At 58.9% G+C, this 14083-nt stretch carries 11 protein-coding genes; 10 read left to right on the top strand and 1 reads right to left on the bottom strand.

Annotated features, from left to right (window positions below; all coding sequences use genetic code 11):
* Positions 1 to 454: 454 nt before the first annotated feature.
* From CF70_RS16850 to CF70_RS16805, 10 genes are all read left to right on the top strand, one after another.
* Positions 455 to 2815 (top strand): heavy metal translocating P-type ATPase, encoded by a 2361-nt coding sequence (locus CF70_RS16850; RefSeq protein ID WP_414629458.1) that lies wholly within the window; start codon positions 455 to 457, stop codon positions 2813 to 2815.
* A gap of 233 nt (positions 2816 to 3048) precedes the next feature.
* Positions 3049 to 3351, top strand: a complete 303-nt coding sequence (locus CF70_RS16845; protein ID WP_035866936.1) for a YHS domain-containing protein — start codon at positions 3049 to 3051, stop codon at positions 3349 to 3351.
* Positions 3352 to 3390: 39 nt separating this feature from the next.
* Positions 3391 to 3657: a DUF2933 domain-containing protein gene (locus tag CF70_RS16840; protein ID WP_035866933.1), complete on the top strand. Its 267-nt coding sequence runs from the start codon at positions 3391 to 3393 to the stop codon at positions 3655 to 3657.
* The gene (locus tag CF70_RS16835) at positions 3657 to 4319 is read left to right on the top strand and encodes a methyltransferase family protein (RefSeq protein ID WP_035866931.1); all 663 of its coding nucleotides are present in this window, start codon (positions 3657 to 3659) and stop codon (positions 4317 to 4319) included. The genes CF70_RS16840 and CF70_RS16835 overlap by 1 nt, the downstream gene beginning before the upstream one ends.
* 45 nt (positions 4320 to 4364) lie before the next feature.
* Complete coding sequence (locus CF70_RS16830) at positions 4365 to 4631, top strand: DUF5676 family membrane protein (RefSeq protein ID WP_035866928.1); 267 nt, start codon at positions 4365 to 4367, stop codon at positions 4629 to 4631.
* A gap of 173 nt (positions 4632 to 4804) precedes the next feature.
* Complete coding sequence (gene ftsH, locus CF70_RS16825) at positions 4805 to 6754, top strand: ATP-dependent zinc metalloprotease FtsH (RefSeq protein WP_035866926.1); 1950 nt, start codon at positions 4805 to 4807, stop codon at positions 6752 to 6754.
* Positions 6726 to 7532, top strand: a complete 807-nt coding sequence (gene ppk2 / locus CF70_RS16820; RefSeq protein WP_035866924.1) for a polyphosphate kinase 2 — start codon at positions 6726 to 6728, stop codon at positions 7530 to 7532. The genes ftsH and ppk2 overlap by 29 nt, the downstream gene beginning before the upstream one ends.
* A gap of 35 nt (positions 7533 to 7567) precedes the next feature.
* On the top strand, positions 7568 to 10003 hold the full coding sequence (locus CF70_RS16815; protein WP_035866943.1) for a heavy metal translocating P-type ATPase: 2436 nt from the start codon (positions 7568 to 7570) through the stop codon (positions 10001 to 10003).
* A gap of 116 nt (positions 10004 to 10119) precedes the next feature.
* Positions 10120 to 10650, top strand: coding sequence for a VTT domain-containing protein (locus CF70_RS16810; protein WP_152561841.1), 531 nt, complete (start codon positions 10120 to 10122; stop codon positions 10648 to 10650).
* A gap of 11 nt (positions 10651 to 10661) precedes the next feature.
* Complete coding sequence (locus CF70_RS16805) at positions 10662 to 12491, top strand: DUF3141 domain-containing protein (protein ID WP_051648575.1); 1830 nt, start codon at positions 10662 to 10664, stop codon at positions 12489 to 12491.
* Positions 12492 to 12625: 134 nt separating this feature from the next.
* Here CF70_RS16805 and CF70_RS16800 read toward each other — a convergent pair.
* Positions 12626 to 14083, bottom strand: a 1458-nt coding sequence (locus CF70_RS16800) for a copper-translocating P-type ATPase (RefSeq protein WP_035866922.1), incomplete at its 5' end; no start/stop codon positions are given.

Below are 14083 nucleotides of genomic sequence, written 5' to 3'. Positions count from 1 at the left end.
GGCCGCCCGACAACAGCAAATCCGTTACCTCGTCCGGCAGCAATTGGCGGAGCTTCCTGCCTTGGTGAAGGAACTGACCAGCGGCACGGTGGCAGTCTTTTAGGTCTGCAATCCCGACCCAGTCTGCTTGCCATCGGTGCCGGCAGGACAACGTCAACGTCGCCTGCCTATTCTGCGTTGTTCCGCGGTCAACTCCGCCGCACCCACGACACTAAATCATCGCAATTGCAGCACTTCTTGATTGACATCAAGAGACAAATTCGATGGGAGCCGATACTGAAAATGCAAATCATGCGTTGCAGGCTGCTACTCGCCATAGGCAGAGGATGTGATGCCCACGAGCTCCGCTGCCCCTTATGGGGACAAATACGGCGTTACCGATGCGCAGACGGCCCCAGCGTCCGCCCAAGGCACGGCTGCGCCCCCGCAAGCGGTGCGGGACCCGGTTTGCGGTATGGAAATCTCCCCCGGGGAAGCCGCTGCCAGCGCGGAGGTTGAGCAGAAGCGCTACTGGTTCTGCTCCCATCACTGCGAACAGGCTTTCCTCGTCAACCCCGCGCAATATATTCCTCCTCCGCCTGAAGAGCTCAGCTCGCCAGGTACTGGAAGCACTCCAACCCCGCTTGCTGTGGCGTCTGCCGCACCAGCGGCCACATCGGCTTCCAGCGGGGCGAAGCAGCTCGCCAAGGACCCCATCTGCGGGATGATGGTCGACAAGACGACGGCCCTGTCGACCGAGCGCGGGAATCGCAAGTACTACTTCTGTAGCGAGAGCTGTCTTCGAACTTTCGAGTCGCCAGAGAGCGAAATGAAAGCCATGAAGACGCGCGTGACCATCGCTCTCACGGGCGTGCTCGCGCTGGCGGTGCTACGTGCAGGCGCCTTCCTGGCGCTGGCGGCAGGCGCGACCCTCCTGACGTGGGCGCCGATTCCCGCCTTACCTTGGTTTACTTGGGGTATGTGGCTGTTCCTCCTGGTCACACCGGTCCAGTTCATTGGCGGGTGGAGCTTCTACAAAGGCGCGTGGAACGCGATACGCACGCGCAACATCAACATGGATTTCCTTATCGCGCTGGGCACCTCGGTCGCGTACTTCTACAGCGTCGTCGTGCTGTTCTTCCCGTCCTGGCTGCCAGTCAAGATTGCGGAGCGGGATGTCTACTTTGAGGTGTCGGCGGTGATTATTGCCTTTGTGCTACTGGGCAAGTACATGGAGGAAATCATCAAGAAGAAGTCTTCCGCTGCAGTACGCCGTCTGCTCGACCTTCGTCCTGCCGTCGCCCACGTACTTCGCGATGGGAAGGAAGTGGAGATTCCTGCAGAAAGCATCATGGTCGGCGAGCCGGTCATCGTGAAGCCTGGCGAGAAGATTCCCACGGACGGCAAGGTTGTGGATGGGCAGTCCAGCGTCGATGAGTCGATGCTGACTGGTGAATCCATGCCGGTTGAGAAAAAGCCAGGCGCCGCCGTGATTGGGGGCACGCTAAACCGTAGCGGTGCCTTTACCTTCCAGGCGACAAAAATCGGGGCCGATACAGCGCTCGCACAGATTGTCAAGATGGTCGAGGATGCGCAGGCCAGTACCGCGCAAATTCAGCGGCTCGCAGACCAGGTCACCGGCTACTTTGTTCCGGCGGTCGTCTCCGTCGCGCTGTTGGCCCTGGTCGGCTGGACCGTCGCCGGCCATTTCCCGCAAGGCTTACTGGCGTTTGTGGCCGTCCTGATTATCTCCTGCCCATGCGCGCTAGGCGTGGCGACACCCGCTGCGTTGATGGTTGGCGTCGGCAAAGGGGCAGATGCCGGTATCCTGATTCGCGGTGGTGAAGTGCTGGAGCGTGCGGAAAAGCTAACCACGGTCGTCTTCGACAAGACGGGGACCATTACGCGCGGCGAACCAACGGTGACCGATATCCTCCCCTTCGCTGGCCGAGAGGAATCGGAACTGCTGGCGCTCGCCGCGGCTGTGGAATCTGGTTCCGAGCACCCACTTGGTGAAGCGATAGTCCGCGCGGCCCAACATCGTGCAATTGCCATTCCCAAAGCGAGTGCAATCAGTGCGCTCTCTGGGATGGGCATTCACGGCACCGTCGACGGCAAGCAGGTCTGGCTCGGTAACCGGAAGTTGTTTGCACGCCAGGCGATTCCAACCGACGAGGTGGAAGCGGCCCTGGTCAAACTCGAGGCCGACGGCAAGACGGCCATGCTCGTCGGTTGCGACAAGCAGTTATTCGGCGTGGTTGCTGTCGCGGACACAGTGAAGCCTGAGGCCACCGAGGCGATAGCTGAATTGAAGGCGCGCGGCGTCAAGGTTGTGTTGCTTAGCGGTGACAACCGCCGCACCGCCGAAGCCATCGGGCGGCAGGTTGGCATCGACCGGGTCATTGCCGAGGTGATGCCCGAAGACAAGGTGGAAACCATCCATACCCTGCAGCGGCAGGGCGAAGTCGTAGCGATGGTGGGTGACGGGGTCAATGATGCGCCGGCGCTGGCGGCAGCCGACATCGGTATTGCTATTGGCTCTGGCTCGGATGTTGCTAAAGAAACGGGCAGCATCATCCTAATCCGCGATGATGTGCGTGACGTGGCGGCTTCCATCCAGTTGTCGCGTGCGACGATGCGCAAAATCAAGCAAAACCTGTTTTGGGCGTTCATTTACAACTCCATCGGCATCCCGGTGGCGGCCCTCGGTCTGCTTAACCCAATCCTGGCAGCGGCGGCGATGGCGCTGTCGTCGCTGAGTGTGGTGGCCAATTCGGCATTACTCAAACGCGTAAAGCTTGGCCCCGTCGTTACTACTGGCCAGGGGGCGAGATGAAACACGTGGTGGCATGGATTTGCGCCGCCCTTGCAACGTTGCTCGCGGCAGCCATTGTGTACTGGTTCGGGATTTCCCCACTCACGATACTGGTCGCGCTACTCCTGCTCTCCTGCCCAGTCGTGGTGGTCTGGGTAAGCCTTCGACTCTCACGACAGTGTGAACAGGACATCCGAAACGCAGTCAACGGCGAACTCAAGAGCCGCGACAAACCTTGAAGAGGAGGTCCGTCAATGGACTGGCTTACACAGAATTCGGTATGGCTCCTGATTGCTGCGGCATTGGCGTTCCTGATGTGGCGTCGATTCATGGCTCGCCCAAACAGCGAGAAGCGCGACGTCTCATACACAAGTCAGGCGAGCGTGCACGATGCACACGACCCCGTCACCGGCAACAAGGTAGATGCCGCCCACGCCATCACGGCGAATTTCGAAGGAAAGACGTTCTTCTTCGAATCCGAGAGCTCGCGCACAGTGTTTCAGCAAAACCCTGAACGATTCGCCCACCAGCACCATCGCCACCACGGCTGCTGTTAGCCGGCACCGTCAATAGTGTCCATTCCATCGGAGGAAAGTATGAACCACGACCACGACAATCATGAAGGACCGGAGCATGTCCAACGAACGGTTTCAAGGTCCAAGGTCGTTACGATTGGCTTTCTACTGGTAATTGGATATTTCCTGTGGACAGAACACCGGGCGCACTTCATTCAGTTCCTGCCGTTCCTCCTGCTGGCCGCCTGTCCGCTAATGCACCTCTTCATGCACGGGGGCCATGGCCACGGCCAAGGCCATGGAAAAGACGAAACGCCGAAAGATATGAACACTAAGGGAGAGCGATGATGCAACACGATACACAACCCGGCTACGGCCTCTGGTCGCTGGTGATTATCAACTCCGCCATCTTCATCATCTTCGCGTTCAGCTTCACAAAGCCCAAGACCGAGCGTGACTGGCGCTCCTTTGGCGCTTTCTCCGCGTTCATTGTGGCGCTCTTTACCGAGATGTATGGCTTCCCCCTGACCATCTACTTCCTCTTGCCATGGCTCTCGGCGAAGTACCCTGGCATCGACTTTCTTTCCCATGATGCCGGACATCTTCCTGAAATGCTCTTCGGTTGGCGCGGCAACCCGCACCTTGGGCCGTTCCATCTGATGAGCGATATTCTGATTTTTGGTGGCTTCATCATGCTCTCCTCCGCCTGGCGGGTACTGTATCTGGCGCAGCAGGAACACCGCTTGGCCAGCACCGGGCTCTATGCTCGCATACGGCACCCCCAATATGTCGCGTTCATCCTGATTATGTTCGGGTTCCTCCTGCAGTGGCCCACAATCGTCACGCTTTTCATGTTCCCTGTGCTGGTCTGGATGTACGTTCGACTTGCCAAGGCAGAGGAGCGCGAAGCCCTTGCGGAGTTCGGCAGGGAGTACGAGGAATATTGCCGACGCACTCCACCATTCCTTCCGCATTGGGGAAGCGATACACCCCGCACAACTCCACATTAAGTTCACTCGCAGAACGGAAACGCTGACCGCCATCTGGAGCTTGCCATGAAGCCGTTCAAAACAGGTGTGACCTTATCGGCCACCGTCGTCTTCTTCTACGCGCTCTGTACGCTCGTATGGCTGGCATTCCCTGAGTGGTTCATGAGCTTCATGAACATGCTCTTTCATGGGTTGGATTTCCGACGGCTGCAGACCTCCCAGCCGCTGACATGGTGGTCCGTCATCTATCCGGCCATCGTGTTCGCGGTCTGGTTCTTCGCCGCCGGCGCCTTCTTCGCGTGGTTACAGAATATGCTGCAAGGAGACGACTGATGCACCAACCCAACCGATTCCAAAAGAAAAGCACGGCAGCCTCCCGCAGAATGATGCGCTGTCCGTGCTTACCTCGCTTTCTCCCGACCTAGCTTTATCCCTGGACTGACTCCCGGCCGCATCACAGTATTGGACGTCGGACTCTGAGTTTGCTAAGAAAATGAAAGGCCCCCATGGAACCCCGTCAACAACAGTTTTCCCTCTGGTATGTACTCGCGGCAGCCGTAATGATGCTCGCCATACAGAGCTACATAGGCACCTCTCATGTCGAAACGCTGCCATACAGCGACTTCAAGGTCCTGCTCAAGGCAGGCAAGCTCAAGAACGTTGCGTTAGGAGAGGGGGCCATCACCGGTACGCTCAGCACCGAGGGCATCGATAAACTGTTGCCCAAGCAGCAGGTCGACGAGATGCTGCGCGAGGGCAAGGGCGACCATTCCTTCTCCACGCTGCGGGTAAATGACCCGAACCTGGTTCAAGACCTTGAAGCAGCGAAGGTCCGCTTTGTTGGTGAGGCCGACAGCAAGTGGATTGGAACCTTGCTGTCTTGGATTGTGCCAGCCGCCCTGTTTTTCGTAATCTGGAACTTCATGATTAGGCGGATTGGTGGCGCTGCCGGCGGCATGATGGAGATTGGCAAGAGCAAGGCCAAGGTTTACATGCAGAAGGAAACTGGCGTGACCTTTGCGGACGTTGCCGGTATCGACGAAGCCAAGGGCGAGCTCGCGGAAATCGTCAACTTCCTAAAGGACCCGGAGCGCTACCGGCGGCTTGGTGGCAAGATTCCCAAGGGGGTGCTGCTTCTTGGGGCACCGGGAACTGGAAAGACGCTGCTGGCGAAGGCTGTGGCTGGCGAAGCCGGCGTTCCATTCTTCAGCATGAGCGGCTCGGAGTTCGTTGAGATGTTTGTAGGCGTGGGCGCAGCGCGCGTTCGCGACCTCTTCAACCAGGCCGAGACCAAGGCGCCCTGCATCATTTTCATCGATGAACTCGATGCGCTGGGCAAAACCCGCGCACTCAACGCAATCTCCGGCAACGACGAGCGCGAACAGACACTGAATCAGCTGTTGGTCCAGATGGATGGCTTTGATACCAACAAAGGGGTCATCATCATGGCTGCGACCAATCGGCCAGAGATTCTCGACCCGGCGCTACTTCGACCAGGACGGTTCGACCGGCATATCGCCCTGGACCGCCCGGACCTGAAGGGCCGCGAACAAATTCTGAAGGTGCACATCAAGAACGTCAAACTTGCGCCCGACGTCGAGTTAACCAAGCTAGCCGCTCGAACGCCAGGATTCGCTGGTGCAGACCTTGCGAACCTTGTCAACGAAGCGGCGCTCCTAGCCGCCCGCAAAGACAAGGATGCGGTGGACATGGCCGATTTCGATGAGGCACTGGACCGCATTGTCGGCGGCTTGGAGAAGAAGAATCGCGTGATGAATCCGCAGGAGAAGGAAACCATCGCCTACCACGAGGCTGGTCACGCGATTGTGGCGGAACTCCGCCCTCGGGCCGACCGGGTCTCCAAGGTCTCCATCATCCCTCGAGGGGTTGCCGCGTTGGGCTACACGCAGCAGACCCCGACCGAGGACCGCTACCTCCTGAAACAGAGTGAGCTATTGGACCGGCTTGACGTCCTGCTGGGGGGACGCATTGCCGAAAAGATTGTCTTCGGTGATGTTTCGACCGGTGCGCAAAACGACCTGCAACGCGCGACAGACATGGCCCGTCAAATGATTACGCAGTTCGGCATGAGTGAGCAGCTCGGACTTGCCACTTACGAGAACATGCCGAACCCACTCTTTGACGGTACAGGCATGATGCCGCGTGACCGCAAGGAATACAGCGAGGAAACCGCGCGGACTATCGATGCTGAGGTCCGTAAGATTCTGACGGATGCTAGCGAAAGAGTGCGGCAGACGCTTCTCTCGCATCGCCACAAGCTGGATGCACTCGCCAAGCTTCTCTTGGAACGGGAAGTTGTGGGAAGAAGCGACCTCGAGTTGCTTCTCTCCGACAAGGTTACCCCGTTTTCGCCAACGAAACCGTCCGCTTCCAAGGCGCCGGGGCAGCACGATTCAGAACAGCATCATGAAAACAAAGGCTCGCAGCCATCCTGAGGAGGCGGAGCTCAGCGCCGTCTCGATTGAAGAATACGAGAGGGAACTACGTCTTCTGCAGATTGAGCTGGTGAAGCTGCAGCGGCACTGCCTTTGCGGCTGCAGCGACCGAGTTCTGGTCCTCTTTGAAGGTCGGGACGCCTCCGGCAAAGATGGAACCATTAAGCGTATTGTTGAGCATCTCAGTCCTCGTGAGACTCGCGTGGTCGCTCTCGGGAAGCCTTCTGACCGTGACCTTGCCTCATGGTACTTTCAGCGCTACGTGGCGGAATTGCCCGCCACTGGCGAGTTCACCCTCTTCAATCGCAGTTGGTACAACCGGGCCGGGGTGGAACACGTCATGGGCTTCTGTACCGACGAGCAGCATGAGGAGTTCTTGTCCACCGTGCCGGAGTTCGAAGGGATGCTGGTTCGCTCGGGGATTCGCCTTATCAAGTACTACCTCGACATTAGCAAGGACGAGCAGAAACGCCGCATCGAATCGCGTCGCCGGGACCCTCTGAAGCAGTGGAAGGTCAGTCCCATCGACGAAAAGGCAGTGGCACTATGGAAGAAGTACAGCGAAGCCAGGAATGAGATGTTTGCTCGTACCAATCACGTGGTGCCGTGGACTGTTGTGCGGGCCGACGATAAGCGGGTTGCGCGCCTGAATGTCATCAAGGATTTGCTGACGCGTCTGCACTATGCGGATAAGGATGCGAAGCTCGTTCGTCCGAATTCGGACATCGTGTTCCCTTATGCCGAAGAGCATCTTGTGAGCGCGGCTATTGCGAAGTGAATGGGTAACCCCGGCGAATGGCGAGGATTGACAAAATGAAGACCAGCATCATTGAAGTCGGAGGCCTGCTGTCCGTTCTCAGTGCTCGCGGGGTCGAGAAGCAGCTCACCCGCCTACCTGGAGTTGTCCGGGCAGAAGTCAACTGCGTGTCCGGCAGCACCACGGTCGAGTATGACGACACGGTGACGAGTCTAAGCGCCATCAAGGCGATGTTGGATGAGTGTGGCCACCATTGCCACGGCGAACTGGTGCCACGACACATTTGCACGCCAGAAGACCCACCCGGTGAAGGCGTCGCAAGTGCGATTGCTGGCGAGCATGTGCACACAGCCGCCCGGCTTGCTGCTCTTGGCAGACACCCGGAACATGCTCATCCGACTACCCACGGTGCGAAAGGGAAAGCGGAAGCCCACGCCACACATGCCCAGATGGGCCATGACATGGGCCACGGGGCCGGCATGGACATGAAGGAAATGGTCCGCGATATGCGGAACCGCTTCTGGATTTGCCTGGTCTTCACCGTCCCCATCTTTCTCTACGCGCCCATGGGAATGCAGATTCCCATGCCTGCACCGCCATTCGGCATGGCACTGAATACGTGGCTGTTCCTGCTGGCGAGCGCGGCAATCCTCTACCCCAGTTGGCCTTTCTTTGTGTCAGCCTGGCGAGGGCTCAGGAATGGCGCCCTCAATATGGCGACGCTGGTCGTACTATCAGTCGGCACGGGCTACCTGTTCAGCGTCGGGGCAACGTTCCTGTTCGCCGGCGAGCAATTTTACGAAGCATCCGCCGTACTGCTGGTATTCATTCTGCTCGGACACTGGCTGGAGATGCGCGCGCGAGCGGGCGCGTCCGACGCCATTCGCACGTTGATGGACCTGGCGCCGCCGAAGGCTAACGTCATGCGCGACGGGCGCGAGGTTGAGATACCGACTGCAGAGGTTAAATTGGGGGATATCGTCATCATCCGACCCGGCAATAAGATTCCCGCCGATGGCGAGGTCATAGACGGCAGTTCCCAAGTGGACGAATCGATGCTGACCGGTGAGTCCTTACCCGTTAGAAAGGGCCCAGGCGACAGCGTCATCGGCGCCACAATTAACAAGAGTGGTAGCTTCCGCTACCACGCCACCAGAGTCGGCAGCGACACCGCGCTGGCTCAAATCGTCAAGTTAGTCCAGGAAGCACAGAATTCTAAGGCGCCCGCCCAATTGCTGGCGGACCGTGCATCGCAATGGCTCGTGCTTGCCGCTCTGGGCATTGGCATCCTGACATTCATCGCCTGGTATTGGTGGTTCGGCCAACCCATGCTGTTCGCCTTGACGCTCACCATCACGGTCTTCGTCATCGCTTGTCCGGATGCGCTCGGACTGGCGACCCCGATGGCTGTGATGGTCGGAACGGGTCTCGGCGCGATGAATGGGATTCTGTTTAAGAATGCTGCTGCCCTAGAGGACGCAACCAAGCTCAATGTCGTTGTCTTCGATAAGACGGGGACACTGACGATGGGTGAGCCTGAAGTGGTGGATGTTTTCACCCCTCAGGATGTGGACGTGAATGCGATGCTTGCGCTCGCAGCGTCTGTCGAGCAGGGGTCGGAGCACCCGCTTGCCCAGGCAATCCTCAAACGGAGCGCCACGCTCGCGAGGTCGGCGGCCACTGGTTTCACCAACATCGATGGCATGGGAGCAAAGGCGAAGGTAGATGGGCAAACCGCACTGCTCGGTAACCGAAAGCTGATGGAGGCGCAGAGCGTAGATATGAACGGTCTTACCGAGAAGGCCGACCAGATGCAAGGTGCCGGACGGACGGTCATCCATGTTGCACACGGAGGGAAGTTGATTGGCTTGATTGCAATCGCCGATGCGCCACGGCCAACATCGGCCGCCGCTGTCAAGAAATTGCGCGAGCGAGGCGTGGAGGTGGCGATGTTGACTGGAGACAACAAGGCCACGGCAGAACGTATAGCGGCCAGTCTGGGCATCGAATTGGTGCTTTCCGATGTGCTTCCTGGGCAGAAAGCTGAAAAGGTCCGCGAGCTACAAGCGCAGGGCAAAAAAGTTGGTATGGTGGGCGACGGCATCAATGACGCACCTGCATTAACCCAGGCGGACGTCGGCTTCGCCATCGGGGCAGGCACCGATGTCGCAATGGAGAGCGCCGACATCGTGCTGATGAAAAGCGACCCCTTCGACGTAGTGGGAGCCATCGAGCTATCTCGCGCTACCTTGCGGAAGATGCACCAAAATCTCTGGTGGGCGGTGGCATACAACTTAATCGCTTTCCCCCTCGCAGCAGGCCTACTCTACCCCTTCACATTGAGCCCCGAGATTGCGGCACTCTCCATGTCAGGCAGTTCCGCCTTGGTGGCAATCAATGCACTCCTACTGAAGCGGACCAAGCTCGCCGGCATCCGCGCGCCATCGCCATCAGTATCGTCCGCAGATGTGGCGGCACCGATGGCGGGTTGAGCATATCCGCCATGGATACAGAGGCTAGACGCCAGCAGCAACCCGGCCCACCGGTTCCCGGAAAGGCGCGCAGGGGCCCTGCACGCACCCCTCACACGAAGAAGCTCGGCCGCCTGGTGTTCGCCAGTGTTCTCGATTTATTGGACAAGCGAGCCGACCGACGGAGCTACCCAGTCTTGGTCGGCGGGCTGGCGCTCCTTGCTACCCTGAGCATGTGTGTGCCGGTGGTTCCGCTATTGTCAGCCGCCGTACTGCTTAACGCGCGGCGCTGGAAAGTAGTCGCGCTATGTGCGGCCCTGGGAAGCGGCGTTGGAGCACTAATCCTCTACGTCGTCTTCCACCATCTCGGCTGGGTGCAGCTACTCAACTATATGCCCGAACTCACACGCTCGCCCAAGTGGGTCACGATAGCAGGCTGGACTGAGAACTACGGCCTCGCGGCACTGCTGGTTATCGCTGCCTCGCCATTACCGCAAACTCCAGCGCTGGTCTTCGTCGCGCTGGCTGAGCTTTCGCCACTTGCAGTATTTGCCGCAATATTCAGCGGCAAACTCGCAAAGTACGGTCTCACCGCATGGCTGGCAGCCCGCGCCCACGATTCTATGCACAGTGACACAGAGGGGAATTATGAATTTCACAGAAAGTGATGAGGTGCAACATGGCTGAGGGCACGATAAAGCGTAGGCCACGCACCGTGCGGACTAAGTCGAAGTCGGGTGTGCCTGGAGTGGCATCCGTCGCGTTGCCGGTGGTCAAAGATGCCTCGCCGCAGCCGGTGCCGGCCACATCCCTTACTCGTCAGTGGTGGGACTACTCGGTAGATTTCGCACAACGTTGGACGCTCTTCATCGATATCCTGCGGCAGCGCGCTAACAACATGCTCACGCACGAAGAAACCGGCCTACCACCCCAGCTTCATTTCGACTACGAGTTGCTGCTCGATGCACGCAACTTTGAGCGTCCGGCCAATTACGCCCTGTTGCGCATCACGCGCTGTGGCACGGACCATTTGGAGCAGCGTCTACGACCGGGGTCCGCTCCCGTCATCGTCATCGACCCACGCGCAGGTCACGGCCCCGGCATCGGCGGCTTCAAGCGTGACTCCGAGGTCGGCATGGCACTCTCGGAAGGCCATCCTGTTTACTTTGTCAGCTTCTTTCCGATTCCGTGCCCCGGCCAGACCCTTGGCGACGTACTCAATGCCCTGCGTTATTTTGTCCAAGAGGTCGCTCGACGGCATGGTGGACAGGCGCCCGTTCTCTATGGAAACTGCCAAGCCGGCTGGGAGGTCGTGCTGCTATCAGCTCATTGTTGCGAGCACGTCGCGGGCCTCTCGGTGCTGAATGGTTCCCCGCTGTCCTATTGGTCGGGTGAGGCAGGTGTCAATCCGATGCGCCTATTAGGGGCATTCTGTGGCGGCGTGTGGGCTGCGAACTTTCTCGCCGACTTAGGCAACAGCCGCTTTGATGGAGCATGGCTGGTACAGAACTTCGAGACGCTGAAGCCAGAGTCGGCTCTTTGGACAAAGCTATATACCGTCTTTGCCAACCCGGAGGGCGAGGGCAATCGGTTCCTGGAATTCGAACGCTGGTGGAACGGCTTCTACTTCCTAAGTCGTGAGGAACTGGTTGCAACGGTTCAAGACCTGTTTGTCGGCAACAAACTCGAAACCGGTGAAGTTCTCGTGGACTGCGACTGTACCGTCGACTTGCGTCGCATTCGCAAGCCAATCGTCATCTTTGCGTCCTATGGTGACAACATCACGCCCCCGCATCAGGCTCTGGGCTGGATTCCCGTTGTCTACAAGAGCACAGAGGACCTCGTAGCCGCCGGCCAGCGGATTGTGTACCTGACCAACCCGCACGTTGGCCATCTCGGCATCTTCGTCTCCGCAAACGTAGCGCGCCACGAGCATCGGGCAATCTTGCAAAGCCTCGATGCTATTGAAGCGTTGCCCCCTGGCCTATATGAGATGAAGATACTCGGAGGTCCAGGTGAAGCGCTGGAGGACAATCCAAACTTTCAGGTCACGTTCGAGCCGCGCCGCGTCGAGGACGTCCACTTCCCCTACCCGCATGCCGTGTTTGAGCGCGTGCGGGCAGTTTCTGAATTCAATGAAAAGCTCTACGACCAGCTATTGAGTCCATTCGTCCGCGCGATGGCGACGCCGTGGGGTGCGGAGTGGCAAAAATGGGCCCATCCCATGCGCTCCTCTTGTTACGCTTGGTCAGAGCGATTCCAGCCATGGTTGTCACTCGTGTCGGTCACCGCCGAGCAGGTCCGGACTGTCCGGCAAGAGGTGCCGGCAGACAACATATGGCGCTCAGCGGAAGAGGAGTTCAGCACGATGCTAACGCAAGCACTCCAAGCGACTCGGATAGCGCGCGATTTGGCGGCTGAAACCGCGTTTCTATGGCTATATGGCCAGCCTTTACCATACTTGCCACCGCAGCCACATGCCCCGATGACAAATAGCTGCGGCTGTTGAGAGTGGCAAGCCTGATGTTCGCCGTAGAGGTCTTGTATTGACGCCCAGAATCTTCCCTGTGGCGAACAACCTAGCCGCTTCGGAGAACACGACGGAGGAGCCGGTGCGGGTTAGCCCGCACCGGCACACTTGCATTAAATCTTCGTTTTCCTCAGTCGCAATGCATTCGAGACTACCGAGGCTGAACTAAGGCTCATCGCCAGCGCTGCAATCATGGGGGATAGCAACCAGCCTGTAGACGCATACAACACCCCTGCGGCCAGTGGCACACCCAAGGCGTTGTAAACAAAGGCAAATCCAAGGTTCTGCTTCATGTTCCAGATTGTTGCCTCAGACAACTCCCGCGCGCGGGCAATGCCACGCAGGTCGCCTTTTACCAGTGTCACTTGAGCGCTGTTCATCGCGACATCGGTACCCGTACCCATAGCAATGCCCACATCGGCCTTAGCGAGCGCCGGCGCATCATTGATGCCATCCCCGGCCATCGCAACGACTCTACCTTCCTCCTGGAATTTCGAGACCAGCGCCAGCTTGTCGGCAGGCTTCACCTCGCCGTGGAATTCATCAATCCCCAGCTTTGCGGCCACGGATTTGGCCGTTACCACACCGTCCCCGGTGGCCATCACAACCCGAATGCCCACCTCTCGCAGCTTGGCGAGCGCCTCGGGCGTAGTGGGCTTCACAGGGTCTGACACCGCGAGAATGCCTGCTAGCTTTCCGTCGACGGCAAGATACATGACGCTGGTGCCCTGAGCGCGTAGGGCGTCACCTTCGCCGGCCAGGGAATCGGTACCAATACCCTCGGCTTGCATCAACGCCGTGTTGCCGAGCGCTAGCTTCCTGCCCCCAACACTCCCCCGCACCCCGATGCCCGTGCTCGACTCGAAATTCTCTGCCTTCTCGAGTGCAAGGTTGCGCTGGCGGGCCGCCTCAACAATAGTGGCGGCAAGAGGATGCTCGCTGCCCTGGTCAAGGCTTGCGGCCAAACGCAGAACTTCCTCTTCCGGGAAACCGTTCGTACCAATCGCGCGCTCGAACGTAGGACGGCCCTCAGTCAGGGTGCCGGTTTTGTCGACAATCAGCGTGTCCACCTTCCGGAGATTCTCGATGGCAGCGGCATCGCGGAACAGGATGCCGTTCGAGGCCCCCTTTCCACTTGCCACCATGATGGACATTGGGGTGGCCAGCCCAAGCGCACAGGGGCATGCAATGATGAGCACGGCGACGGCATTAATGAGTCCATACACCCAGCTCGGCTCCGGGCCGAAGAATCCCCACGCAAAAAAGGTCAGCAGCGCAATGGCTACCACCCCGACAACGAACACTCCCGCGACCTTATCCGCCATCCTCTGCATCGGCGCCTTGGAGCGTTGCGCCTGTGCAACCATCTGAATGATTTGCGACAGCACTGTCTGAGAGCCGACTTTCTCCGATTTGATAACGAGGCTACCGGACGTGTTCATTGTCGCTCCGATGACGTGGTCGCCCACCCGCTTGGCAACAGGAATCGGCTCCCCGGTAATCATCGATTCATCCAGCGAACTCGAGCCCTCGGTCACAACCCCATCCACTGGCACCTTCTCGCCCGGTCG

The sequence above is a fragment of the Cupriavidus sp. SK-3 genome, assembly GCF_000611145.1.
Classification (GTDB): Bacteria; Pseudomonadota; Gammaproteobacteria; order Burkholderiales; family Burkholderiaceae; genus Cupriavidus.
The sequence above is the reverse complement of the archived record's forward strand: the minus strand, read 5'-3'. Positions and strand labels throughout refer to the sequence as shown.